Origin of the sequence: Pseudomonas izuensis, assembly GCF_002356535.2 — a bacterium.
GTDB lineage: Bacteria > Pseudomonadota > Gammaproteobacteria > Pseudomonadales > Pseudomonadaceae > Aquipseudomonas > Aquipseudomonas izuensis.
In genome coordinates this window covers 3,580,711-3,606,328 of the sequence record NZ_AP017423.2, presented here as the reverse complement: position 1 = coordinate 3,606,328, position 25,618 = coordinate 3,580,711, and the positions used below count along the sequence as shown (strand labels likewise).

Annotated in this window: 21 protein-coding genes and 1 pseudogene; 16 read left to right on the top strand and 6 right to left on the bottom strand. The window is 60.4% G+C overall.

Translation table 11 applies throughout. From position 1 onward, the window contains the following. Positions 1 to 16: 16 nt before the first annotated feature. Complete coding sequence (locus LAB08_RS15895) at positions 17 to 673, bottom strand: TetR/AcrR family transcriptional regulator (RefSeq protein WP_096511034.1); 657 nt, start codon at positions 671 to 673, stop codon at positions 17 to 19. A 55-nt stretch (positions 674 to 728) separates the two neighbouring features. On the opposite strand from LAB08_RS15895, the gene LAB08_RS15890 reads away from it, so the two are divergent. Further along, positions 729 to 1,832, top strand: a complete 1,104-nt coding sequence (locus LAB08_RS15890) for a DUF2855 family protein (protein WP_096511035.1) — start codon at positions 729 to 731, stop codon at positions 1,830 to 1,832. A gap of 68 nt (positions 1,833 to 1,900) precedes the next feature. Beyond that, the gene (locus LAB08_RS15885; RefSeq protein WP_096511037.1) at positions 1,901 to 3,184 is read left to right on the top strand and encodes an arsenic transporter; all 1,284 of its coding nucleotides are present in this window, start codon (positions 1,901 to 1,903) and stop codon (positions 3,182 to 3,184) included. A gap of 105 nt (positions 3,185 to 3,289) precedes the next feature. Here the strand turns inward: LAB08_RS15885 and LAB08_RS15880 are convergent, their stop codons facing one another. After that, positions 3,290 to 4,240, bottom strand: coding sequence for a DUF1853 family protein (locus tag LAB08_RS15880; RefSeq protein ID WP_096511039.1), 951 nt, complete (start codon positions 4,238 to 4,240; stop codon positions 3,290 to 3,292). Between the two features lie 124 nt (positions 4,241 to 4,364). Between LAB08_RS15880 and LAB08_RS15875 the strand changes: the two genes are divergently transcribed. The 8 genes from LAB08_RS15875 (at position 4,365) to LAB08_RS15840 (ending at position 16,184) form a co-directional block, all read left to right on the top strand. Further along, positions 4,365 to 5,255, top strand: coding sequence for an NAD(+) kinase (locus tag LAB08_RS15875; RefSeq protein ID WP_011333623.1), 891 nt, complete (start codon positions 4,365 to 4,367; stop codon positions 5,253 to 5,255). Beyond that, positions 5,252 to 6,226 carry a metallophosphoesterase gene (locus LAB08_RS15870; RefSeq protein ID WP_372237701.1) on the top strand — a complete coding sequence of 325 codons (975 nt, stop codon included), beginning with the start codon at positions 5,252 to 5,254 and terminating at the stop codon, positions 6,224 to 6,226. Before LAB08_RS15875 ends, LAB08_RS15870 begins: the two co-directional genes overlap by 4 nt. A gap of 13 nt (positions 6,227 to 6,239) precedes the next feature. Continuing rightward, positions 6,240 to 7,109 carry a rhomboid family intramembrane serine protease gene (locus tag LAB08_RS15865; protein ID WP_096511042.1) on the top strand — a complete coding sequence of 290 codons (870 nt, stop codon included), beginning with the start codon at positions 6,240 to 6,242 and terminating at the stop codon, positions 7,107 to 7,109. Positions 7,110 to 7,143: 34 nt separating this feature from the next. Beyond that, positions 7,144 to 7,404, top strand: coding sequence for a YeaC family protein (locus LAB08_RS15860; RefSeq protein WP_019579318.1), 261 nt, complete (start codon positions 7,144 to 7,146; stop codon positions 7,402 to 7,404). Continuing rightward, positions 7,401 to 8,231 carry a DUF2797 domain-containing protein gene (locus LAB08_RS15855; RefSeq protein WP_096511044.1) on the top strand — a complete coding sequence of 277 codons (831 nt, stop codon included), beginning with the start codon at positions 7,401 to 7,403 and terminating at the stop codon, positions 8,229 to 8,231. The genes LAB08_RS15860 and LAB08_RS15855 overlap by 4 nt, the downstream gene beginning before the upstream one ends. 10 nt (positions 8,232 to 8,241) lie before the next feature. Continuing rightward, a complete protein-coding gene (gene pepN / locus LAB08_RS15850) occupies positions 8,242 to 10,899 on the top strand; it encodes an aminopeptidase N (RefSeq protein WP_096511046.1) in 2,658 nt (885 codons plus the stop codon). A gap of 1,819 nt (positions 10,900 to 12,718) precedes the next feature. Further along, the gene (locus tag LAB08_RS15845; RefSeq protein WP_096511050.1) at positions 12,719 to 13,771 is read left to right on the top strand and encodes a WD40/YVTN/BNR-like repeat-containing protein; all 1,053 of its coding nucleotides are present in this window, start codon (positions 12,719 to 12,721) and stop codon (positions 13,769 to 13,771) included. A gap of 28 nt (positions 13,772 to 13,799) precedes the next feature. Further along, positions 13,800 to 16,184, top strand: coding sequence for an efflux RND transporter permease subunit (locus tag LAB08_RS15840; RefSeq protein WP_096511052.1), 2,385 nt, complete (start codon positions 13,800 to 13,802; stop codon positions 16,182 to 16,184). A 174-nt stretch (positions 16,185 to 16,358) separates the two neighbouring features. On the opposite strand, the gene LAB08_RS15835 is transcribed toward LAB08_RS15840, so the two are convergent. Then, positions 16,359 to 17,078 (bottom strand): FadR/GntR family transcriptional regulator, encoded by a 720-nt coding sequence (locus LAB08_RS15835; protein WP_157755698.1) that lies wholly within the window; start codon positions 17,076 to 17,078, stop codon positions 16,359 to 16,361. 189 nt (positions 17,079 to 17,267) lie between these two features. On the opposite strand from LAB08_RS15835, the gene LAB08_RS15830 reads away from it, so the two are divergent. The 6 genes from LAB08_RS15830 (at position 17,268) to LAB08_RS15810 (ending at position 20,019) form a co-directional block, all read left to right on the top strand. Next, on the top strand, positions 17,268 to 17,606 hold the full coding sequence (locus LAB08_RS15830) for a DUF5629 family protein (protein WP_096511055.1): 339 nt from the start codon (positions 17,268 to 17,270) through the stop codon (positions 17,604 to 17,606). Continuing rightward, a complete protein-coding gene (locus LAB08_RS15825; RefSeq protein WP_096511056.1) occupies positions 17,599 to 18,768 on the top strand; it encodes a lactonase family protein in 1,170 nt (389 codons plus the stop codon). Before LAB08_RS15830 ends, LAB08_RS15825 begins: the two co-directional genes overlap by 8 nt. Before the next feature lie 155 nt (positions 18,769 to 18,923). Next, positions 18,924 to 19,103 (top strand): hypothetical protein, encoded by a 180-nt coding sequence (locus LAB08_RS15820; RefSeq protein ID WP_064380406.1) that lies wholly within the window; start codon positions 18,924 to 18,926, stop codon positions 19,101 to 19,103. A gap of 208 nt (positions 19,104 to 19,311) precedes the next feature. Beyond that, positions 19,312 to 19,437, top strand: coding sequence for a hypothetical protein (locus tag LAB08_RS30540; RefSeq protein ID WP_256658491.1), 126 nt, complete (start codon positions 19,312 to 19,314; stop codon positions 19,435 to 19,437). Positions 19,438 to 19,552: 115 nt separating this feature from the next. Further along, positions 19,553 to 19,765, top strand: a complete 213-nt coding sequence (locus tag LAB08_RS15815) for a hypothetical protein (RefSeq protein WP_096511058.1) — start codon at positions 19,553 to 19,555, stop codon at positions 19,763 to 19,765. Next, on the top strand, positions 19,762 to 20,019 hold the full coding sequence (locus LAB08_RS15810; protein WP_096511060.1) for a hypothetical protein: 258 nt from the start codon (positions 19,762 to 19,764) through the stop codon (positions 20,017 to 20,019). The genes LAB08_RS15815 and LAB08_RS15810 overlap by 4 nt, the downstream gene beginning before the upstream one ends. A 119-nt stretch (positions 20,020 to 20,138) precedes the next feature. Here LAB08_RS15810 and LAB08_RS15805 read toward each other — a convergent pair. The 3 genes and pseudogenes from LAB08_RS15805 to LAB08_RS15795 all read right to left on the bottom strand — a co-directional run bounded on the left by LAB08_RS15805 (position 20,139) and on the right by LAB08_RS15795 (position 25,615). Then, a pseudogene (locus LAB08_RS15805) lies at positions 20,139 to 20,736 on the bottom strand (glutathione S-transferase). Beyond that, complete coding sequence (locus LAB08_RS15800; RefSeq protein ID WP_096511062.1) at positions 20,733 to 24,374, bottom strand: AAA family ATPase; 3,642 nt, start codon at positions 24,372 to 24,374, stop codon at positions 20,733 to 20,735. Before LAB08_RS15800 ends, LAB08_RS15805 begins: the two are co-directional and overlap by 4 nt. Further along, a complete protein-coding gene (locus LAB08_RS15795) occupies positions 24,371 to 25,615 on the bottom strand; it encodes an exonuclease SbcCD subunit D C-terminal domain-containing protein (protein WP_096511064.1) in 1,245 nt (414 codons plus the stop codon). The genes LAB08_RS15800 and LAB08_RS15795 overlap by 4 nt, the downstream gene beginning before the upstream one ends. Between the last annotated feature and the right edge of the window lie 3 nt (positions 25,616 to 25,618).

Here is a 25,618-nt window from a genome sequence, read left to right as displayed (position 1 = left end):
CTTCGCTCCTACAGGGTTATAGGTTCAGAAGGCGGCTACAGATCATCGTTTCCATTTCTGCCAGCCAGGCGGTGGTTTGCGCCGCCTCCGGCTGTGCAGTCACGCAATAACGTCGGCCACCCCACGCCATGATTACCCAGGCATCGATGGTGGCGGGGGACGGTTGCACAGGCAGGTCGCTACAAGCGGCAAAGGCTTCGCGCCATTTCTGCGTCAGCTCGCTGAATACTCTTCGATGATGCTTGGGCTCGGCGATCAGGTGTTCGATGAGCGAAACCGCGTGGTTGAACAGCGGCTGGCGGGCATCGTCGGGGGCGCAGGTCAGGCGCACGAGACGTTTGATACGGGTCGTCCAATCCAGATCGTTGGCTTGTACGACACCCTTATCGATGTCCTGTAACAAAGTATCCAGACGATGTCGGATGTAACCGGAAAGCAAGGCTTCCTTGCTCGGGAAGTAGTCGTACAGCGTGCCGATTGCAACGCCGGCTTCCAGTGCCACCTCCCGCGTGGTCAGTCCCGGCCAGCCGTCTCGTTGCCAAATCCGAACAAACGCCTGGTAAATCGCTTCGACGGTGAAAATCGCCCGGGCCTGACTCGGCCGTTTCAACGGTTTTGCCCGGGGATTGAGGGTGGGAGGTTGGCCCTTGCTGTTTCCGAACCCGCTCTTCATCGGCTGTCGCTACTCTGTTGCTACCCGCCACACTGTCGCAGCAGGAGACTGAAAAATGCAAAGTTCGAGCACGGTAACACGGCTGATTACCCGTAAAAACGCCCTTGACCAAAGTCGCGTCGAGCAGCAACAGCGCAGCCTGGTTCCGGCGGCTGGAGAGGTGATCGTGAAGATTGATCGTTGCGCCCTGACGACCAACAACATTACCTACGCCGCTTATGGCAATTCGATGAACTATTGGGGATTCTTTCCTACCGGGCTGGCGGATTGGGGCCACATTCCTGCCTGGGGGTTTGCCGATGTGGTGGCCTCGGATGTGCCGGGCATCAAGGTCGGCGAGCGTTTCTACGGGTATTTTCCGATTGCCAGCCATCTGTGGATGCGCCCCGAACGCGTCACCGAACGGGGCTTCTATGACGGTGCCGAGCATCGAATCGGCCTGACGTCGGCCTACAACCAGTACACCCGTTGCAGTTGGGACACCTACTACAGCCCCGACACCGAAAACCTGCAGATTTTGCTCAAGCCATTGTTCCTGACCTCATCGATGCTCGCCGATTTCCTGCAGGACAAGCAGTTCTTCGGTGCGACGCGCCTGGTGTTCTCCAGCGCTTCGAGCAAAACCGCCTATGGCACCGCCGTTTGCCTGGACAATCATCCCGCTCTGGAAAGGGTGGCCCTGACCTCGGCCGGCAACAAAGCCTTTGTCGAAAACCAGGATTGTTACGAACGCACGGTGTCCTACGATGAGCTGGCCAATTTGGCCAACGACCGTCCGACACTCTACGTGGATTTTTCCGGCGACCTGGATCTGCGTGATCGGGTGCACCAGCATTTTGCCGGGCAGTTGATCTACAGCTGTTTCGCAGGATCTGCACAAAGTACCCATGAAGCCCGGCTAACGGCGATCGAGGGGCCGGAGCCGGTGTTTTTTTTCGCGCCGATCCAGATTCGCAAACGCAATGCCGATTGGGGGCCGGAAGGGGTCAGCCAACACATCGGCGAAGGTTTGCTGGATTTTTTCCGGAAGGTGGCGGCGGTTGAAAAACCCTTGCTCGAAGTGATAGAAAGCCGGGGCTTTGAAGCGGCGCAAGCCGTTATTTCCCGTCTGTTTCACGGCCAGATCGCGCCATTGGAGGGGCATGTGATTCGGTTATGACCGGTCGATGCCGAGGCCAAGGGGCGGCCAGCCATTAATTCGATTCAATTGCCTGAAGGCCGCCCTGGATGCTTGTAGCTTCACTGATTTTCCTGTTGACCATCACGCTGGTGATCTGGCAGCCCAAAGGCCTCGGCGTTGGTTGGAGTGCGGTATTCGGCGCGGTGCTGGCGTTGATTTGCGGTGTGGTGCACCTGGCTGACATTCCGCTGGTGTGGCAGATCATCTGGAATGCCACCGGCACCTTTGTCGCGCTGATTATCATTAGCCTGTTGCTGGACGAGGCCGGGCTGTTTGCCTGGGCGGCGTTGCATGTGGCCCGTTGGGGCCGGGGCAGCGGGCGCAAGCTGTTCGCTTACATGGTGCTGCTCGGGGCACTGGTTTCGGCGTTGTTCGCCAATGACGGGGCGGCGCTGATTCTCACGCCCATCGTGATCTCGATGCTCCTGGCGTTGCGTTTCTCCCCGGCGGCGACCCTGGCGTTCGTCATGGGGGCCGGTTTCATCGCCGACACCGCGAGCCTGCCGCTGGTGGTGTCGAACCTGGTGAATATTGTTTCCGCGGACTTCTTCGGCATCGGTTTCAACCGCTATGCGGCGGTGATGGTCCCGGTCAACCTGGTGAGCGTTGCCGCGACCCTGGCGATGCTGATGTGGTTTTTCCGTCGCGACATTCCCGCCGACTATGACCCCGAGCAACTGGAGCATCCGGCGTCCGCCATCCACGACAAAGCCACGTTTTACGCCGGTTGGGCGGTGTTGGTGATTCTGTTGCTCGGTTGTTTCGCGCTGGAGCCGCTGGGTATTCCAATCAGTGCAATCTCGGCGGTGTGTGCCGCCCTGTTGTTGGCCGTCGCTGCTCGCGGCCACAGGATTTCCACGCGCAAAGTGATGAAAGAAGCCCCTTGGCAGATCGTGATCTTCTCGCTGGGCATGTACCTTGTGGTCTACGGCCTGCGTAACGCCGGGCTCACCGGGTATCTGGCGGGATGGCTCGACGGTTTCGCCGGGTATGGAGTGTGGGGCGCGGCGATGGGCACCGGGGTGCTGACAGCGCTGTTGTCGTCGATCATGAACAATCTGCCGACGGTGCTGATCGGTTTGTTGTCCATCGATGCCAGTCAGGCGACGGGTGTCGTGAAGGAAGCCATGATCTACGCCAACGTCATCGGCAGCGACCTGGGGCCGAAAATCACCCCGATTGGCAGCCTGGCGACGCTGCTGTGGCTGCATGTGCTGGAGCGCAAAAGTATCCGGATCGGCTGGGGGTATTACTTCAAAGTCGGAATTGTGTTGACGGTGCCGGTGTTGTTGGTGACGTTGGCGGCTTTGGCTGTGCGTTTATCGCTGTAGACCGAGTTGGCCTCATCGCGGGCAAGCCTTGCTCCCACAGGTTACGCCGATCCCTGTGGGAGCAAGGCTTGCCCGCGATGAGGCCAGACCAGTCACCACAAAAACTCAACCTTGCCCCGGCACATTCGGCCAAAGATCCGCCACCAGGAACACCCGCTCGGCTTCTTCCCAATCGCCATTGGCATTTTCCGTCAACCGCACCAGCAATTGCGCCGGTGCCACGGGTGACAATTCACTCAGCCAGGCATGCAACTGCCCGCGGCTCCAGGTCTGTTCGCCAGGGTAGTGCGCCGGTGCCAGCCACGCATGGCGGGGCAGGGGTTGCCAGCGACCGGGCGGACTCTGCCCGACAAATTCAGCCCAATCCTTTTGATGCAACCAGCGGCCGCGCAAGTGCTGCGGATGCGCACCGCCCGGGGGCGCCGCTTGCCCCGGCCATGGATAGAGCAAATAGCCGCCCAGCCACAAATGCGCGCTGAATTGGTGGATATCCAGCGCCGCCAGGACTTCGCGGCTCTCGGGGCGCGCGGAAATCGGCAGTTGGTGTTGGCTCAGGTGCGCCAGTTTGCGGTCCAGCCGATCATGGCAACCGGGACCGAGCCATTGCGCCGTTTCCTGTCCATTACCGTTCTGCGGACCGAGGTAAAGCTTGATGGCCAGTTCCAGGTGATGAACGCCGTCGCGATCACGCAACAGCAAGTCCAGTTCGCCCAGGGTATGGCCTTCACGGCGAATCGGCATGTTGGCGGCGATCAACTCGATACCGGGCGCGTGTTCGACGGCAAATTGCCACAAGCGCTCGTAATACAGGCCCAGGCGCCGGGTGCGGGCCTGGGACAGCCAGTGCAGCAGTCCGTAGCTGTCCTGGTCCAGCCGTCGCAGCCAGTGCTCCAGACGATCCGGTGCCTGCACCCAGTCGCTGCCGGCCAGCGGATGGCGTTGCGGCCACGGCGTGTCGGCGAGCATCGGCGGCGCGAGGATGACCCATGCCAGGTCGCGCACTTCGGGGTGGCGCAACTGGTGGGGTAACTGCAGCAAATCTGGAAATAGGATCATCTTGCGAGCATAGCCTCAAACAGGAGTACATCCTTGTCGCTGAAAGGATTTTGTCTATTCCCGGCTTTCGCCCATAATCGTGTTTTTCGCCGTTGCAGGCCCCCCGCGTCCCAATAGGAGCCCCATGGAGCAATTTCGTAATATCGGCATCATCGGTCGCCTGGGCAGTTCGCAGGTGCTGGATACCGTCCGCCGACTGAAACGGTTTCTGCTCGATCGTCACCTGCACGTGATCCTCGAAGACACCATCGCTGAAGTCCTGCCGGGCCACGGCCTGCAAACCTCGTCGCGCAAGATGCTCGGCGAAGTGTGTGACATGGTGATTGTGGTCGGCGGTGACGGCAGCCTGCTCGGTGCCGCCCGGGCGCTGGCCAAGCACAATATCCCGGTGCTCGGCATCAACCGTGGCAGCCTGGGTTTCCTCACCGATATCCGTCCCGATGAGCTGGAAATCAAGGTCGCCGAGGTGCTCGACGGCCACTATCTGGTGGAAAACCGCTTCCTGCTGCAGGCCGAAGTCCGCCGCCATGCCGAGGCCATCGGCCAGGGCGATGCGTTGAACGACGTGGTGCTGCACCCCGGCAAATCCACGCGGATGATCGAGTTCGAGCTGTACATTGACGGTCAGTTCGTCTGCAGCCAGAAGGCCGACGGCCTGATCGTCGCCACGCCCACCGGATCGACCGCCTATGCGCTGTCGGCGGGTGGCCCGATCATGCACCCCAAGCTCGACGCCATTGTAATTGTGCCGATGTACCCCCATACCTTGTCAGGTAGACCGATTGTGGTCGACGGCAACAGTGAGCTGAAAATCGTCGTGTCTAAGGATATGCAGATTTACCCGCAAGTCTCGTGTGACGGGCAGAACCACTTTACCTGTGCGCCCGGCGACACCATCACCGTCAGCAAGAAAGCCCAGAAGCTGCGGCTGATCCATCCGCTCGACCACAACTACTACGAAGTCTGCCGGACCAAGCTCGGCTGGGGCAGCAAGTTGGGTGGTGGAGGCGACTGATGCTCGATCCCGCGCGTAGCTACGACCTGATCGGTGACGTGCACGGTTGCGCTCTGACCCTTGAGCACTTGCTCGACCGGCTCGGTTATCACAAACAAGGCGGCGTCTGGCGCCATGCCTCGCGCATGGCGGTGTTCGTCGGCGACATCATCGACCGCGGCCCGCGGATTCGCGAGGCGCTGCACATCGTCCACGACATGGTCGAGGCCGGTCAGGCACTGTGCATCATGGGCAATCATGAGTTCAATGCGCTGGGCTGGGTCACGCCGGCCTTGCCCGGCAGCGGCAAGCAATATGTACGCGAACATACTCCGCGCCATGCCCGGTTGCTGCAGGAAACCCTCACCCAGTTCGAACACCATCCCGCGGATTGGCATGACTTCCAGCAGTGGTTCTATGAATTACCGCTGTTCGTCGATGCCGGACGTTTCCGCGTGGTGCATGCCTGTTGGGACGCTGGCCTGATCGAACCATTAAGGGCTCTGTTTGCCGATGGCTGCGTCGACGAGCACTTTCTCCAGGCGTCAGCCATGCCGGGCAGTTTCGCCTGCACCGTGTTCGACCGTCTGTTGCGCGGCACCGACATGCGCCTGCCCCATGGGCTGACCATGACCAGTGGCGATGGCCTGATCCGTTCGTTCTTCCGTACCAAATTCTGGGAAGACGACCCGCAGACCTATGGCGACATCGTGTTCCAGCCCGACGCGCTACCTGATCCGGTCGCGCAAACACCCCTGTCGTCCAGTGAAAAGAACAGCCTGTTACGTTATGGCATCGACGAACCGTTGCTGTTCGTCGGCCACTACTGGCGCAGCGGCAAACCGGCGCCGATTCGTCCGAACCTGGCCTGCCTCGATTACAGTGCCGTGCTCTACGGCAAACTGGTGGCCTATCGCCTGGATCAGGAAACGCGGCTCGATCCGCATAAATTCGTCTGGGTCAATGTCGAGCGGCCAGAGGTTTTGCAATGAGAGGGATGTTGCAATGAGTGCTGTAGCGGTATTACGGCTGCCGCTGGCGGTGGACCTGAGCGGCTTCGTCAAATTGCTGCAACGCATGCAGGTACCGCATCGGGTCAGTGAAGAGGCAGGCGAGCAGGTGTTGTGGGTGCCGGACAACATCAGCGAGGACGTGCGCGCCTTGTATGAGCGTTTTCCGGCGGGCGATCCTGATCAGCAACTGGACATTCCGGTGGCGCAAACCGTTCGCCGTCCGGGTTTCGTCGAGCAGGTCCGCTACGCCAAGGCCACCGCGCTGGTGTTGCTGCTGAGCCTGCTGGTGGGCGCGCTGACGATGTTGGGCGACAACTTCAACACCATGCGCTGGTTCACCTTCCTCGATTTTCGCGTTGTCGGCGAATACATCCACTTCACGCCATTGGCCGACAGCCTGGCGGCGGGGCAATGGTGGCGACTGGTCTCGCCGATGCTCATCCACTTCGGCATCCTGCACTTGGCCATGAACGGCATGTGGTACTGGGAGCTGGGGCGGCGCATCGAATCGCGCCAGGGCAGCATCAACCTGGTCGGCCTGACCTTGCTGTTCAGCCTGGTCTCCAACTACACCCAATACCTTTTCAGTGGCCCGAGCCTGTTTGGCGGCTTGTCCGGGGTACTGTACGGCTTGCTCGGGCACTGCTGGATCTTCCAGCTGCTGTCGCCGAACGCCGCTTATCGCCTGCCCCGCGGGGTGCTGGTGATGATGCTGGTCTGGCTGCTGCTGTGCCTGTCCGGGCTGGTCTCGATGATCGGCTTCGGTGAAATTGCCAACGCGGCCCATGTCAGCGGGCTGCTCGTCGGATGCTTGACCGGTTTGTTGGGTGGTTTGTACAACCGCCGTAAACTGGCCGTCTGAAACAGTTTATGTAAATAGAGAACGCGGAGACCCAATGTCCTCTTTTAACGAAATGATCAAGAACATCACCCCGGACATCTACCAGAGCCTGAAACTGGCGGTGGAAATCGGTAAATGGTCCGACGGTGGCAAGCTCACCGCCGAGCAACGCGAACTGTCGCTGCAAGCGATGATCGCCTGGGAAATCCAGAACCTGCCCGAGGAAGAGCGAACTGGCTACATGGGCCCGCAGGAATGTGCGTCGAAGTCGATCGAAGTGCCGAATATCCTGTTCAAGTCGGATGCCATCCATTGATCGAGATTGGCCGCGGTGCAATCAGTAAAATGTCGGCGCGCCTGGACGGGCCGAACGTGCAGTACGCCTTTCGTCTGGGCGACGTCGAGGTACTGGTCAATCCGTTGATCGGCACCACGGTGCGCCTGGAATACCTGGGTGCGATCCACTGCATCCATTGCGGACGCAAGACCAAAACCAGTTTCAGTCAGGGTTATTGCTACCCGTGCATGACCAAGCTGGCTCAGTGCGATGTCTGCATCATGAGCCCGGAACGCTGCCATTTCGACGCCGGCACCTGCCGGGAGCCGGAGTGGGGCGAGAAGTTCTGCATGACCGATCACATCGTCTACCTGTCGAATTCATCGGGGGTCAAGGTCGGGATCACTCGCGCCACCCAGTTGCCGACCCGTTGGATCGATCAGGGCGCCAGTCAGGCGTTGCCGATCATGCGTGTCGCGACTCGCCAGCAATCCGGCTTCGTCGAGGACCTGTTTCGCAGCCAGGTGGCCGACAAGACCAACTGGCGCGCATTGCTCAAGGGCGACGCGGTGTCGGTGGATCTGGCCGGGGTTCGCGATCAACTGTTCGACAGTTGCGCCGAAGGTCTGCTCGCGTTGCAGGAGCGATTTGGCCTGCAGGCGATTCAACCAGTCAGCGATGTCGAACCGCTGGAGATCCGCTACCCGGTCGAGCAGTACCCGGCCAAGATCGTCAGCTTCAACCTGGACAAGCAGCCCATTGCCGAAGGCACGCTGATGGGGGTCAAGGGTCAGTACCTGATCTTCGATACCGGCGTGATCAACATTCGTAAATACACGGCCTACCAGCTCGCCGTGCATCAGTAAGGACTCCAGCATGCGCACCGAACAACCGAAGATGATCTACCTCAAGGACTATCAGGCGCCCGAGTACCTGATCGACGAAACACACCTGACCTTCGAGTTGTACGAGGACCATAGCCTGGTCCATGCGCAACTGGTGATGCGCCGCAATCCCGAGCGGGGCCCGGGACTGCCGCCGCTGGTGCTGGACGGTCAGCAACTCGACTTGTTGTCGGTGACCCTGGCCGACCGCGAACTGACGGCTGCCGACTACCAGTTGACCGAGAATCACCTGACGTTGCACCCGACCAGCACAGCCTTCACGGTCGACACCAGCGTACGCATCCACCCGGAAACCAACACCGCGCTGGAAGGCCTGTACAAGTCCGGCACCATGTTCTGCACCCAGTGCGAAGCCGAAGGCTTCCGCAAGATCACCTATTACCTCGACCGCCCGGACGTGATGAGCACCTTCACCACCACCGTGGTCGCCGAGCAGCACAGCTACCCGGTGCTGCTGTCCAACGGCAACCCGATCGCCTCAGGACCTGGCGAAGATGGCCGGCACTGGGCAACCTGGGAAGACCCGTTCAAGAAACCGGCGTACCTGTTCGCGTTGGTGGCCGGTGATCTGTGGTGCGTCGAAGACACCTTCACCACCATGACCGATCGCGTCGTGGCGCTGCGCATCTACGTCGAACCGGAAAACATCGACAAGTGCCAGCACGCCATGAACAGCCTGAAGAAATCCATGCGCTGGGACGAAGAGGTCTATGGTCGCGAATACGACCTGGACATTTTCATGATCGTTGCCGTGAACGACTTCAACATGGGCGCGATGGAGAACAAGGGTCTCAACATCTTCAACTCCAGCGCCGTGCTGGCCAAGGCCGAAACCGCCACCGACGCCGCACACCAGCGGGTCGAGGCGATCGTGGCCCACGAGTACTTCCACAACTGGTCGGGCAACCGCGTGACCTGCCGCGACTGGTTCCAGTTGTCGCTCAAGGAAGGCTTTACCGTATTCCGCGATTCGCATTTCTCCGCCGACATGAACTCGGCCACGGTCAAGCGCATCCAGGACGTGGCTTACCTGCGCACCCACCAGTTCGCCGAAGATGCCGGTCCCATGGCCCACGCGGTGCGCCCGGACAGCTTCATCGAAATTTCCAACTTCTACACCCTGACCGTGTACGAAAAGGGCTCCGAAGTGGTCGGCATGATCCACACCTTGCTGGGCGCCGAAGGCTTCCGCAAAGGCAGCGACCTGTACTTCGAACGCCATGACGGCCAGGCCGTGACCTGCGATGACTTCATCAAGGCCATGGAAGACGCCAACGGTGTCGACCTGACCCAGTTCAAGCGCTGGTACAGCCAGGCCGGTACGCCGCGTCTCGCCGTCAGCGAGTCCTACGACGCGGCGGCGAAGACCTACAGCCTGACGTTCCGCCAGAGCTGCCCGCAAACCCCGGACAAGGTTGAAAAGCTGCCGTTCGTGATTCCGGTCGCCCTCGGTCTGCTGGACAGCAAGGGTGTTGAACTGCCCCTGCGTCTTGCCGGTGAAGCAGCCGCACAAGGCACTTCGCGGGTCATTTCCGTGACCGAGGCCGAGCAAACGTTCACCTTCGTCGACATCGCCGAGCAGCCGCTGCCATCCTTGCTGCGTGGCTTCTCCGCGCCGGTGAAGCTCAGCTTCCCGTACAACCGCGACCAACTGATGTTCCTGATGCAGCACGACAGCGACGGTTTCAATCGCTGGGACGCCGGCCAGCAATTGTCGGTGCAGGTGTTGCAGGAACTGATCGCCCAGCAACAGAAAGGCGAAGCGCTGGTTCTCGATCAGCGTCTGGTGGCGGCCTTGCGCACTGTGCTGTCCGATGAGTCGCTGGATCAGGCGATGGTCGCCGAAATGCTTTCGTTGCCGAGCGAAGCGTACCTGACCGAGATCAGTGAAGTGGCGGATGTCGAAGCCATTCACACCGCCCGCGAGTTCGCCCGCAAGCAATTGGCTGACGCATTGTTCGAAGGTCTGTGGCTGCGCTATCAGGCTAACCGCGACCTGTCGAAGCAAACTCCGTATGTGGCCGAGGCCGAGCATTTCGCCCGTCGTGCGTTGCAGAACATTGCGTTGTCGTACCTGATGCTCAGCGGCAAGCCGCAAGTGTTGGCCGCGACGCTGGAACAGTTCGACGCGTGCGACAACATGACCGAGCGCTTGACCGCGCTGGCGGTGTTGGTCAATTCGCCGTTCGAGGAACAGAAAGCCAAGGCACTGTCCGGTTTCGCCGCGCACTTCAGCGACAACCCGCTGGTGATGGATCAGTGGTTCAGCGTCCAGGCCGGCAGCGTATTGCCGGGCGGGCTGGAGCGGGTCAAGGCGTTGATGCAACATCCTGCGTTCAATCTCAAGAACCCGAACAAGGTGCGGGCGTTGATCGGTGCGTTTGCCGGGCAGAACCTGATCAACTTCCATGCGGCGGATGGTTCGGGGTATCGCTTCCTGGCGGATCTGGTGATCGAGTTGAACGGGTTCAATCCGCAGATCGCTTCCCGGCAATTGGCGCCGCTGACCCGCTGGCGCAAGTATGACGCTGCGCGTCAGGCGTTGATGAAAGGCGAGCTGGAGCGGATTCGGGCTTCGGGGCAACTGTCCAGTGATGTGTTTGAGGTGGTCAGCAAAAGCCTGGCTTGATCTCTTTGCCGCTTCCGCAGGTGTTCACCCGGACCCTGTGGGAGCTGGCTTGTCGGGGCGCCGCATCGCAGCTAAGGCGGCCTTTGCGGATGTACCCAGTCCCTGTGGGAGCTGGCTTGCCAGCGAAGGCGGCCTGCTAGCCGACCTGTCTTTTGCTGACTGAGTACATATCCGTTCCTGCGGTAACGGCCGCTTATGGTTTCGCCCTTACGGCGAGGCACTTTTTTCAAACGCCAAAAAAGTACCCAAAAAGGCTCGCCCCGGCGTCCGGCCCCTCGCCAAGGCTCGGGGTTCCTTCGCTCCGGCATCCATCCGGGGACACTGCCCTCCGGTTGGCTTCGCTGCACCTACATGCAGCGTGTTCGACTGCGTCGAACGGCGCTGCGCGCCACTCCCCGGATGAACACCTCCACTCAGCCTCCCGAAGGGGCGGGTGAATCAAAATCAACAGCCGTCGAGGCGAGCTGACACTCGACCTGTTTTTGCGGGTGCACCCAATCCCCTGTGGGAGCTGGTTTGTCGGGGCGCCGCATCGCGGCGAAGGCGGCCTTTGCGGATGTACCCAGTCCCTGTGGGAGCTGGCTTGTCGGGACGCCGCATCGCAGCGAAGGCGGCCTGCTAGCCGACCTGTCTTTTGTTGACTGAGTACATATCCGTTCCTGCGGTAACGGCCACTGACGGTTTCGCCCTTACGGCGAGGCACTTTTTTCAAACGCCAAAAAAGTACCCAAAAAGGCTCGCCCCGGCGTCCGGCCCCTCGCCAAGGCTCGGGGTTCCTTCGCTCCGGCATCCATCCGGGGACACTGCCCTCCGGTTGGCTTCGCTGCACCTACATGCAGCGTGTTCGACTGCGTCGAACGGCGCTGCGCGCCACTCCCCGGATGAACACCTCCACTCAGCCTCCCGAAGGGGCGGGTGAATCAAAATCAACAGCCGTCGAGGCGAGCTGACACTCGACCTGTTTTTGCGGGTGCACCCAATCCCCTGTGGGAGCTGGTTTGTCGGGGCGCCGCATCGCGGCGAAGGCGGCCTTTGCGGATGTACCCAGTCCCTGTGGGAGCTGGTTTGTCGGGGCGCCGCATCGCAGCGATGACGGCCTGGCAGCCGACGTGTCTCTTGCGGATGTACCCAATCCCTTGTGGGAGCGAGCCTGCTCGCGAAAAACTCTGGACACCGTGTTCATCCAGACAGTACGCGTCATCGTTGACGTCCTTCGCGAGCAGGCTCGCTCCCACAGGGGATCGGGGCATTTGCCAAAGCCAGGTCGGCTGTCAGGCCGCCTCGCTGGCTTTTGATTTGGGCGCCCCGTTAAACCACGCTGGCCGAACGCAGGCATTGCTCCGTGGGTAAACCGGCAGGACGCCGGTTTAGCCGCGCTGGGCCAGGGATGGCCCATCGCGGCGACCCACGGAGCAATGCCGGAGTGAGGGCATGCCGAGCCATAGCGAGGCACCGAGTGGTGGGGCAAGAGCGCTTTGGTTACTTTCGCGCTCTTCGAAAGTGACTCGCCGTAAGGGCGAAACCATAAGTAGCCGTTACCAAAGAAACGGATATACACACCAAACCACCAAACCACCAAACCCACATCACCCCAACAAATACCCAACCATTCAGAAAAACCACATCCCCCCACGGTTAACAAAACATAACGCACCGTCGATTGTCAGCCCTTCAAAAACCTCTATAGGATAAGCCAGCTTCCGAAGGGGCTCTGGATTGCGGGTTTCAGGACTGTGCTCTGAAACAGGTGATCCCGGTATGCACCCTTGCGGCGCCCAGAAAGGTTTAATGACCTAACAATAATAATGGGGGAAGGTTTATGAGTGAGCCTGTCATGGGTGTGGGTATCTGCCGCCCGCCGGCATTACGCAAATTCGCGTTGCTGGCTACAGCGCTCTCGCTGTTGGGCTCTGCCGCGTGGTCGGCGCCTGTGCTGGCAGCTGACGCGCCGGCATCCGACGTTGTTTATTCCGTTGAATCGGCCAAGGCCAGCAAAAGCCTGGTCCTCGATGTCGTGCACGCCGGCAAGCGCCTGGTGGCGGTCGGGGATCGTGGGCACATTCTGTATTCCGATGACCAGGGCGCGACCTGGACCCAGGCCAAGGTGCCGACCCGGCAACTGTTGACCTCGGTGTTCTTTGTCGATGACAAGCACGGCTGGGCCGTCGGTCATGACGCACAGATCCTCGCCAGCGAGGACGGCGGTATCACCTGGACCAAGCAATTCGAAGATCTGAAACGCGAATCACCGCTGCTCGACGTCTGGTTCCAGGACGCCAGCAGCGGCTTTGCCGTGGGCGCTTATGGTTCGTTGATGGCCACCACCGACGGTGGCAAGCACTGGGAAGACGTCAGCGATCGCCTGGACAACGAAGACCAGTACCACCTCAATGCAATCACTGCTGTCAAGGACGCCGGGCTGTTCATCGTCGGCGAGCAGGGCAGCATGTTCCGCTCCGCCGATTGGGGCCAGACCTGGGAGAAACTCGAAGGCCCGTACCAAGGCTCGCTGTTCGGTGTGATCGGCACCGCGCAAGCCAATACGCTGTTGGCCTATGGCCTGCGCGGCAATCTTTACCGCTCCACGGATTTCGGCAGCACCTGGGAGCAAGTCGAGCTCAAGGCTGAACGCGGTGACCTGGAATTCGGTCTGTCCGGCGGCACACTGCTTGACGATGGCTCCATCGTGATTGTCGGCAACGGCGGGTCGGTGATCAGCAGCAGCGATAACGGTGAGACCTTCAGCGTCTTCAACCGTCGGGATCGTATCTCGCTCTCGTCGGTGACCGCAGCCGGAAATGGCAATCTGATTCTGGCTGGACAGGGCGGCGTTCGCGCCACATCGCCAAACGGCGCCGAGTTGGGCAAATGAGCCGGGTTAATAATAAGAAGGCGGGGCTATGACTTCCTTGAGTACTCATCATCAGGACAAGGCGACGTTTCTTGAGCGCCTGATTTTCAACAACCGCCCGGCAGTGATCACGATCTGCCTGCTGGTCAGCATCTTCCTGTTCTGGCAGGCGACGTTGATCCGGCCGTCCACCAGTTTCGAAAAAATGATCCCGTTGGAGCATCCCTTCATTCAGAAGATGATGGAGCACCGCAACGATCTGGCGAACCTGGGCAATACCGTACGGATTTCCGTGGAGGCCACCGACGGCGACATCTTCTCCAAGGAATACATGGAGACCCTGCGCCAGATTCACGACGAGGTGTTCTACATTTCCGGTGTCGACCGTTCCGGCCTCAAGTCGCTGTGGAGTCCGAGCGTGCGCTGGACCGAGGTGACGGAGGAGGGCTTCGCCGGCGGTGAAGTGATCCCGCAGAGCTATAACGGCTCGCAACAAAGCCTTGACCTGCTGCGCAACAACGTCCTCAAGTCCGGGCAGGTCGGACGGTTGGTGGCCAACGACTTCAAGTCGAGCATCGTCGACATCCCGTTGTTGGAGTCCTATCCGGACCCTCAGGACCAGGGCAAGTTGCTGGCGCTGGACTATCGCAAGTTCTCCCACGAGCTTGAAGACAAGATCCGCAACAAGTTCGAAGTGCAGAACCCCAACGTCAAGATCCACATCGTCGGTTTCGCCAAGAAGGTCGGTGACCTGATCGATGGCCTGGTGATGGTGGTGATGTTCTTCGGTATCGCCTTCGTCATCACCCTGATCCTGCTCTATTGGTTCACCAACTGCATGCGCAGCACCGTGGCGGTGTTGAGCACGACGCTGGTGGCGGTGGTGTGGCAATTGGGCCTGATGCATTTCTTCGGCTTCGGCCTTGATCCGTACTCGATGCTGGTGCCGTTCCTGATCTTCGCCATCGGTATTTCCCACGGCGTGCAGAAGATCAACGGTATCGCGTTGCAATCCAGTGACGCGGACAACGCCCTGACGGCGGCGCGCCGGACCTTCCGTCAACTGTTCCTGCCGGGGATGATCGCGATCCTCGCCGATGCCGTGGGTTTCATCACGCTGCTGATCATCGATATCGGCGTGATCCGCGAGCTGGCCATCGGCGCGTCCATCGGCGTGGCGGTGATCGTGTTCACCAACCTGATCCTGCTGCCGGTGGCGATTTCCTATGTCGGCATCAGCAAGCGCGCCGTGGACCGCAGCAAGAAAGACGCGACCCGCGAACATCCGTTCTGGCGCCTGCTGGCGAACTTTGCCAGTGCGAAAGTCGCCCCGGTTTCGGTCCTGCTGGCCTTGATCGCCTTTGGCGGCGGCCTCTGGTACAGCCAGAACCTGAAAATCGGCGACCTCGACCAGGGCGCACCGGAACTGCGTCCGGACTCGCGCTACAACAAGGACAACAATTTCATCATCAGTAACTACTCGACCAGTTCCGATGTATTGGTGGTGATGGTCAAGACCAAGTCCGAAGGTTGCTCGCGCTACGAAGCCATGGCGCCGATCGACGAACTGATGTGGAAGATGCAGAACACCGAGGGCGTGCAGTCGGCGATTTCCCTGGTGACCGTATCCAAGCAAATGATCAAGGGCATGAACGAGGGCAACCTGAAATGGGAAACCCTGTCGCGTAACCCGGACGTGCTGAACAACTCGATTGCCCGGGCCGATGGCCTGTACAACAACAGTTGCTCCCTGGCGCCGGTGCTGGTGTTCCTCAACGATCACAAGGCCGAAACCCTGGATCGCGCAGTGCATGCGGTGCAAGAGTTCGCCAAGGAAAACAACAAGGAAGGCCTGGAATTCATCCTCGCCGCCGGTAACGCCGGGATCGAGGCGGCCACCAACGAGGTGATCAAGAAGTCCGAGCTGACCATCCTGATCCTGGTGTACATCTGTGTGGCGGTGATGTGCATGATCACCTTCCGCTCTTGGGCGGCGACCTTGTGCATTGTGCTGCCGCTGGTACTGACCTCGGTACTGGGTAACGCCCTGATGGCCTTCATGGGCATCGGCGTGAAGGTCGCGACCCTGCCGGTGGTGGCATTGGGCGTGGGGATCGGCGTGGACTACGGCATCTACATCTACAGTCGTCTGGAAAGCTTCCTGCGTGCCGGCCTGCCGCTGCAAGAAGCGTACTACCAGACGCTGAAGTCCACCGGTAAGGCCGTATTGTTCACCGGTCTGTGCCTGGCCATTGGCGTGTGCACCTGGATTTTCTCGGCCATCAAGTTCCAGGCCGACATGGGGCTGATGCTGACCTTCATGCTGCTGTGGAACATGTTCGGCGCGCTGTGGCTGCTGCCGGCACTGGCGCGGTTCCTGATCAAGCCGGAAAAACTGGCGGGGCAGAAGGGCAATTCGCTGTTTGCTCACTGATCCGCGATTAAAAACACAAAAGCCGCAACCTCAGGGTTGCGGCTTTTTTTATATCTCAAATTCCACACATTCCCTTGTAGGAGCTGGCTTGCCAGCGAAGAGGTCCGCATCGGCGATGCAAGACTCATGACCGCATTCGCTGGCGAGCCAGCTCCTACAAGGGATTTGTGGTGGTCAGGAAGGAGCGGTGCCCAGCACCAGATTCAACGCATCGCGTGCATCGTCGAGCTGCACCAGCGTCGCATTTCGCGCACCCAGCGCATCACGGTTCTCGATGGCGGTCAAAATCGCCTTGTGTCGAGGCAATGCCCGTTCTTGCAGATTCGGCCGCTGATTGGAATGCTTCAACGACTCGGCAATAGCCACCGATAGCATATTGCACAGATTGGCCAACAGATCGTTGTGGGTCGCGTCGGCGATGCGGCTGTGGAAATCCAGGTCCGGTTGCAGAAAGGCTTCCGGCGTGGGCGCGGCTTCCATGCGTTGGTAGGCTTCGCCGATGGAGGCGATGTCGTCGTCGGTTGCGAACTGCGCGGCGAGGGCGGCCGCGCCCGGTTCGATGATGCTGCGCACGCTGGTCAGCAGGTTGAAGAACTCATTCTGCGGGCTGCTCTGTATCAGCCAATGCAGCACGTCCGGGTCAAGCATGTGCCATTCCCGGCGCGGCTTGACCACGGTGCCGACCCGCGGACGGGAATACACCAGTCCCTTGGCGACCAACACCCGCGTGGCTTCGCGCAACACTGGCCGGCTGACGGCATACTCCTCGCACAACAGGGCTTCGGCGGGCAGTTTGTCGTCGGGCAAGAAGCGTCCGGAAACGATCTGCATGCCCAGTTCCTGGACGATGCGCGAATGCATGCTTTTGCGGACGGAGGGTTTGCGGTAATCCATGGGGAGTGGCGCGGTCCTGTGCGAGTGAGTGCCTCGCATGATAACAGGCACGGCGCAAACTTGAGGCGGGCGCAGTTCAAATGTGGGAGCGGGCTTGCTCGCGAATGCGGAGTGCCAGTCGACATAATTGTTGACTGTTCTACCGCTTTCGCGAGCAAGCCCGCTCCCACAGGAACTATCTGTAAGGGCATGAGCTATCATTGCGTTTTTCCCATTCAAAGACTGATCGCCATGACCGCTGCAACCGATACCTTGCTCAATGCCCTCGAACACTGCGGAATGGTGGAAATCGACGGGCTGCATGCCTTCGAATTCGCCCTCGATGAGGACGACAACCTGCATATCGAATGCATGGATGGTAGAAACGCGCTGCACTGGGAATTCACCCCGGCGCAGATTCAGGCCGCGACCTTCGATCAAACCCTGCAGAGCTGGCTGATCAAGGACGATGGCGGCGAGCACCGTCTGGTATGCCTCGGCGACGTCATCAGCGGTGACAACGAAGAAGACGAACAAGAGGATGCGTAACCTCTGGCCCCTGTTGATCGCCGGCAGCATCGGCGCGATGGGCGTTCAGGCCGCCTGCGCCGACGACTATCCATTGCTGGTGGGTTCCTACACCGCCGGGCAAAGCCAGGGGATTTATCGGCTGAACTTCGACAGTGCGACCGGGCAGATCAATGCCCAACCGTTGCAAGTGATCAAAAGCGAAAACCCCTCGTGGCTGACCCTGTCCAGGGATCAGCGACGCCTGTTCGTGGTCAACGAAAATGGCCCGGGCCAGGCCGATCCGGTAGGAAGGGTCAGCAGTTTTGCGATCGACCCCGGGACCCATGAGCTGACGCTGATCAATCAAGTGCAGAGCCTGGGCAATGAGCCGACACATTCGAGCCTCAGCGCGGATGCCAGTCATCTGTTTGTCAGCAATTACTCGGTGGCCGAAGATCCGGGCGGGACCCTGGCGGTGTTGCCGGTGGCTGCCGATGGCACGCTGAAACCGGTGGTGCAGATGAGCAGTCACCCGGCCAGTCGGGTCAATCCCGAGCGGCAGATGTCAGCGCATGTGCATTCGACGATCCCGTCGCCGGATGGCAAGTACGTGTTTTCCAATGATCTGGGGGCGGACAAGGTGTTCGTCTATCGCTTCGACCCCAGGGCCAATCCCGACCTGCCGTTGACCCCGGCCTCACCGGCATTCGTCCAGCTACCGCCGGGCAGCGGTCCGCGTCATCTGTTGTTCAGTGCCGATGGCAAGCACGCCTGGCTGACCATGGAGATGAGCGCCCAGGTGGCCGTGTTCGATTACCGGGACGGCACGCTTGAGCAGACGCAAATGGTCGATCTGGCTTCCGGCCAGCCGGTTTCGGACAAGGCCGCCGCCGCGTTGCATGCTTCAAAGGATGGCAAGTTCCTCTACGTCAGCAACCGGGGCACCGCCAACCAGCTGTTGGTGTTCGCCATTGACCCTGCCACCGGGCATCTCAAGGAACTGCAACGCCGTTCGGTGGAAGGTGACCATCCTCGTGAATTCAGCCTCGATCCCAGTGGTAAGTTCGTGTTGATCGCCAACCAGAAAAGCAACCGGATTGTGGTCATCGAGCGTGATGCCAAGACCGGTCTGCTGGGCAAAACCGTGCAAAAACTGCCGATGGACGCCCCGAGCGATCTCAAGTTCATCGTGCGACAATAGGCCGCAGGCCCCGGTTCATGGGGCCTGTAGCTTTCTATCAATGAGGCTGATATTTGGTAATGCTACAAAGCATTTCAAGGCCTCGTTCCTCAAGGGTTAAGTTTGCTTCACGGCCCAACCGGGCAAGCAAGCCAACTGACTTCGAGGACTACACCATGAACTTCAATCTCTTCTCCGTAATCGCCGCTTCCGCCATCTCCGCCACCGTTGCCCTGCCTGCCAGCGCCAACGTTGAAATCAGCGACAAAAAAGCCCACACCCAGAGCTACACCCAGAAATACCTGCAACAGAGCGCCAACTTCTACGCCGCGCTGGACCACAAAGCCCAGCACTGAAATTGCCTCCCTGCCACCTTTATGCAGGAGCGAAGTCACTTGCCGAGCGAGCGCCGATGCCTCGCAGAGCACCGAAGTGATGTCGCTCCTGCATAACGCATTTACGACAGCATCACATCGCCATCAATCTATTGCTTGATATCACATAGCCATGCGTTTAACTTTGACGCTGATTTTTTGACTCCTTCTCAAGAAAAGGATCGATCACATGGCGATGCGTCTTGCAGTGGTGCTTTTGTTCCTCTATTCCACCCCGATTTTATCCGCCGCCGAGCCCGTTTCCGGGGAGCCCGACGCTGCCCGCGAGCGCTTGATGAGTTTTATTGAAGACTGAAATAGTCTGGCTTAATGATCAACGTAGTTGATAGTCGCTATAGACACGCCTTGTTGGTTATCGATGCTTTTTTCATCGATTCTGTGGACTCTGAAACATGTCCACGGAGTTCATCATGGCCAGCGCAATCATCACTTCTGCCAAACACGGCGCCTATGTGGCTATCGGTCTTTACCTGGTCATGGTGCTGGTTGTCAGTCTTTCGCCACAATCGCAACACACCTTCGAAGCGCCGATTCAAGTCGGACACCCTGGCATCCAGTTTGAACACCGCGCCCAACAGGGGATGGCTGATCAGGCTGATCTGGCGGGAGTGGGCGGAGCATGAACCGTTGCAAATTTTTGGTCATCGCCTTCCTGGCAGTCATCACCAATGGATTCTCCTTGCTGGGGATTGGGCAAGGTTCCATAGGCGGGGTGGCGCGGGCCATCGAGGCCAACCACAACATCGCGCACAATATCGAGACAGCCAAGGCCATGGGGATGCTGGCCGGCAATCCGCCGCTCAAGCCGGAAAGCGCCTTTTTCGGGCCGTTCCACGTCGATTGCTCGGTGATTGGCATGTGTGAAGTATTGGCGTAAATCGTTGACACATCACTGTCCCTGTGGGAGTAAGGCTTGCCCGCGATGGGGTCCTCAAGAGCGCTAAAAGCATCGCGGGCAAGCCTTGCTCCCACAGGTTTCAGTAACCCGGATATCGGTTATTTCTTCATGATCGATGTAAACAGCTCCGACGCCAGAAACCGCTGCAACCAGTCCTGCAACCGTCGATAAGGCGTCTGCGCAAACCACTCGCGGTCAACATGGGCAAATTGCCGTATGAACGGCATCAACGCCACGTCAGCCAGGCTTGGATGATCGGCCAGCAGGTAGTCGCGCCCCGCCAGCAACTCGTCAAGCTTGCGCAAGAACACCTCGCCCTCGGCGCGGTAGAACGTCATCGGCTGCTCGGGATAACGTTCAGCGTACTTGTAGCGGTTCAAATGCACCTTGAATGCCTGATCGTTCTCTTCGATCAGCGCCGCTGATGGCAAGCGGCCCCTGCGGATCATCCTTGAGCAGCCAGTCCTGCGGGTCGTTCTGCGACAACGCCCAGCGCATGATGTCCAGGCTTTCATCGATAACCCGGCCTTCGGCACTCAGCACCGGCACCGTGCCTTTGCTCGACAGTGCGAGCATTTCGGCAGGTTTGGCCTTGAGGCTGACTTCAACGATGTCTACGGCAACCCCCGCGTAACGCAGGGCCATGCGCGCCCGCATGGCGTACGGGCAACGGCGGAAAGAATACAGCGTGGTCATTTCACCTCCAGGGTGCTCAGGCCGTTGCCCTGGCGGCGGACCTGAATCTGCACCGGAATCCGCTCATGCATTTCCTGCACGTGGGAAATCACCGCGACCTTGCGCCCCTGAGCCTGCAAGCCATCGAGGGCATCCATGGCCAGTTGCAGGGATTGCGGATCGAGGCTGCCGAAGCCCTCGTCAATGAACAGTGATTCGATTTTCAGCGTGCTCGACGCCATCGATGCCAGACCCAGGGCCAGGGCCAGCGACACCAGGAAAGTCTCGCCACCGGACAATGAATGCACCGAACGCAGTTCGTCACCCATCTCGGTGTCCATCACCAGCAACCCGAGCATGCTGCCGCCACGCTTGAGGCGATAGCGCCGCACCAGTTGGCGCAACTGCACGTTGGCGTGGTGCACCAGCAAATCGAGGTTGTAGGCCTGGGCGATCTTGCGGAAGGTGTCGCCGGTGGCCGAGCCGATCAACGCGTTCAGGCGTGCCCAGCGTTGAAACTCGGCGTAAGCCTCGGCAATTTGCCGCGCCAGGGCCTGATTGGCGTTCTGTCGGCGCTGGTCCTCGACCTGTTCGGCGCGCAGTTCGGCGCAGCGCTGCTCGCTGACGCCGCACTGGTGTTGCAACTCGGTGAGGGCGATGTCGAGTTGTTCGGCATCAAGGTTGCCGTTGTGCTGCCCCTGATGGTCCATCAAGCGCTTGTCACGTTCCTGCACCAGGACCTTGGCCTGTTCGATCTCTTTTTCGCTGAGCTGCAAGCGCTGGCGCAGCTCACTGAAATGGGCGTCATCGACCCGCAGCAGGTCTTCAAGACCGCCATCGTCCAGCTCCGGATGGCGGGCACGCCAGTCGGCGATTTTACCGGCCAGTTCCGTGTCTTCGCTTTCCAGTGCCTGCAAACGTTCCTGCTGTGCCTTGAGTTCGGCGGCGATTCGCACCTGCTGCGTGAGTACGCTTTGAAGGTTCTGGGTCGTCGTGGTTTCGGCGCCGCGTGCCGTTTCCACGGCGTGCTCCAGTTGCTGCTGCCAATGTTCGGCGCTGCTGTGCTCACCGAGCAATTGTTCGAGGGTGTGCTGACTGGCCTGTTGCTGTTCGGCCAACGCCTGGAACTGCTGTTCGGCGGCGCGCAATTGCTGGACGCGGGTCTGCTGCCGATCCTGTTCCTTCTCCAGGAATTGCTGGCGCTGTTGCTGTTCGGCCAGCTCTTCCTTCTGTTGATCGAGCTGCGCCAGCCGCTCGGTGATCTGCCGATCGAGCTGCATGAAGGTCGCGGCCGGCTCGCTGCGCAGTGCTTGCAGGGTTTCGTCCGGCAGCAGGCTGGCGAACGCGGCCAGTTCTTCGTCAAGGCGCTGACGGTCGTTGCCGAGTTCGCGCTGTTGATTGTCCAGGTGTTGGGCCGCTTGCTGGTGCGCGGTTTCGGCGTGGCGCAATTGCTGAGTCAGGCGCGCGGCATCCTGTTGCAGGGTGAGCAGGGCCGTTTGCCGTTGTTCATCCTGGGCGATGCTTTGATTCAACTGGTTGTTTTGTTGGGTGAGCCAGGCGTCGCGCTTGTCCTCGTCCTGATCCAGCAGCGGGGCGGCCAACGGATGCGCCGCGAGGCTTGGCGCCAGGGCTTGTTGCTGCGTCGCCAGTAACTCCTGCTGTTGCAGCAATTCCTTTTGCTGGGCGATCAGGCCGCCGACCTCGGCACGCAGGTCGGTGAGCTTTTCCTTGAGCAGGTCGACGGCTTTCTGGGCGTTGGCCTGTTCGCTTTCATCAAAGCGGCCGAGGCTTTGCAGCAATGCTTCGGGTTGATGATACGGATGCTCGTGGCTGCCACAGACCGGGCACGGCTGATCGTCCTGCAACTGCATGCGCAGTTCCTCGACGCTCGCGCTGCGCGCCAGGCGCTGACGCTCCAGCAGTTCGCGGGTGACGTTGAGGGTCTGTTCGGCGACGCTCAGTTCAGCCTTGGCTTTCACCCCGTCCTGGGTCAGGCGATCGCGTTCCTGCTGTGCGGTGTGCTGGCGTTGTTGCAGCTCGGCACTGCGTTTGTCCAGATCCTGCTGGCTGGCCCACAACCGGCTCAGGTCTTCGATGGCGCGCAGTTGTTTGCGGTTGTCCTGCAACAGGCTGCCGAGAATGCCAATCTGCTCTGCAACGGCATCCGGTTCGGCGCCGGCCTCCTTGTACAACACTTCCAGCTGCTGTTTCTGCGCAGTGAACGCAGCGGCGGTACGGGTGGCGTTCTGTTCGAGGCTGGCCAGTTCGGCCTGCCCCTGATTCAGTCGATTGCCGATCAACACCAACTGTTGCAGGCGATCACGGTAGGCCTTCCAGGCATCGCTCAACGGTGCCAGATGGGTGCTTTGCTCCAGATCGACGGCCATGCGTTGCAAGTGTTCGGCGACCTGGGCCTGCCGGTCGAGCAAGGTTTGAATGGCGCTCTGGCCCTGGGCACAGGCCTGTTCGGCGTTGTGTTTCGCTTCAGCGCTTGAAGCAGTGTCCTTGGCCAGGCGGGCGAGGGTGCTCTGTTCTTCGAAGGCCTGACGCAACAGCGGCGCGCCGTCGGTTTGCTGCTGGAGCGCTTCGTTCAAGGCGATCCTGGCGGCGGCAAGTTGTTGCTCCAGCCCCGTCTGGCGCTCGGCGAGTTCGCCCTGCTGCTGCGTTTGCCCGGCAATGTGCGCCGCCAGCGGGGTCAGCAGGGCATCGATTTCGGCCTTGCGGGCGAACTGGTGCCGTTGCGGCGCCAGTTGCTCCAGGCGGGTCAGCTTCAGGCGTTCGCCGGCCAGGTTTTGCCAATGGATTTGCGCTGATTGCAGCTGTTCGGTGGCGCTTTGTTGTGCGTCCTGCAGCTGACGCAAGTCCTTGAGCCAGGTGTGCTGCAACTCGAGTTGCTTGAGCTGTGCCTGCTGCAATTTAAGTTGTTGCTGGGCGGCATTGAAGCGCTCATCCAGTTCCGCCCGGGCTTCGGGCGCCAGCGGCGTGACCCCGCTGGCCTGATCCTGCAGCAGTTTGTGGGCTTCGCGGGCTTCCTTGGTCTTGTCGAAGGCGCGACGGCCCAGCCGGGTGTAGAGCGCAGTGTCGGTGAGTTTTTCCAGCAGTTCGCTGCGGTCGTTATCGTCGGCCTTGAGGAAGGCGCTGAACTCGCTTTGTGCCAGCAGCACGGCGCGGGTGAACTGTTCGAAGTTCAGGCCCAGTACCGACTCGATCCTGTTTTTGAATTCGAGCTTTTGACTGGCGAGCAGTTGATCCTGGTCGATGTCGCGCAAGCTTTGACGACTGGCTTGCAGCCTGCCGCCCGCTTTGTCCCGTGCGCGGTTGGCTTCCCAGCGGGCACGATAGCGACGGCCGTCAATGCCGACGAAATCGACTTCCGCGTAGCCTTCACCCGTGCCGCGACGCAACAGCGTACGTGGATCCCCGGTGCCGATGTCACCGTCGATGTCCGGTGCCTTGGCCGATGGCTGAACACTGTTGAGCCGCGGCACCGTGCCGTACAGTGCGAGGCACAAGGCGTCGAGCAGGGTGCTTTTACCGGCGCCGGTCGGTCCGGTAATGGCGAACAGACCGGCGCTGGCCAGGGGTTCGGCGGTGAAGTCGATATCAAAGGGACCGGCCAGGGAGGCGAGGTTTTTCAGGCGGATGGCGAGGATTTTCATGGCTGTTCGCTCTCCATCTGCACGTCTTGCAGCAACTCGGCAAAGTCCTTGAGGGTTTGCTCGTCGACTTCGCTGCCGTAGTTGTCCATCCAGGCGCGGCTGAACAGTTCCTGTGGGGTGAGTTGGTCCAGCTCGATCAGCGCGGCACCGTCATCAGCACCATCACGGCTGCCGTTGCCGGCGTATTCGGCGGCGATGCGCACCAGGCGCACGGCCTTGCCCTGCAAGGCGGTTTCCACTTGATGACGCAAGTCCGGTTGCGGCTCGTCGAGGCGCACCCGCACCTCCAGCCAGGGTTGGCGCTGGTAGTCGGCCAGCAGGTCGATGTTCGGCAGCTCCGCCAGTTGCAGCAGAATGTCCGCCAGGGGAGCCGGACCGAGGCGTTGCAGATCGACTGCGCGGGGAATCAGTTTGGGTTCGACGCTGACCAGGGTTTCGCCATCAAGGGTGATGTGGAGAATCTGGTGCTTGTAGCCGATTTCGGAGAACGACAACGGAATTGGCGAACCGCTGTAGCGAATCCGCTCTTCACCGTTGACCTTCTGCGGCTTGTGCAAGTGACCGAGGGCGACGTAGCTGATGCTGGGGCCGAACAGGCTGGCGGGCAGGGCTTCGGCGTTGCCGATGATCAGGCTGCGTTCGGAGTCTTCCGACACCGAGCCACCGGCCATGTGGGCGTGGCTGATGGCGATCAGTGCCTGGCCTTTCTTGCGCTTGGCGTTGGCGGCCTCGATCAGCCATTCGTGTACCTGGCCAATGCCGCGCAGGTAGTTGTCGCCCAGGTGAGCGCCGGTCACTTCGGCTGGGCGCAGGAACGGCAGCGCAAGACACCAGGCGACGGTTTTCCCCTTGGCGTCCGGTAGCGGTAAAAGCAGGCGCTCGGCGTCGAGTTGCCCGTCGTCCAGCCACAACACACGACCGAGGGCGTGCGTGCGCAGACGGCGCATCAGTGGCGCAGGCAATTCGATCCGCGAACCGGAATCGTGGTTGCCGGCGATCATCACGATGGTCAGCTTCGGTTGTTGCTCGTGGGCACTGACGATGAAGTCGTACAGGCGTTCCTGGGCTTTGACCGGCGGGTTGACGGTGTCGAAGATATCGCCGGCGATCAGCAGCACATCGGGCTGATCGAGTTTGAGCTGGCGCAGCAGCCAGTCGAGAAAACTGCCATGCTCGAAATCGCGGTCCTGGCCGTGCAGGTTCTGCCCGAGGTGCCAGTCGGAGGTGTGGAACAGACGCAAGGC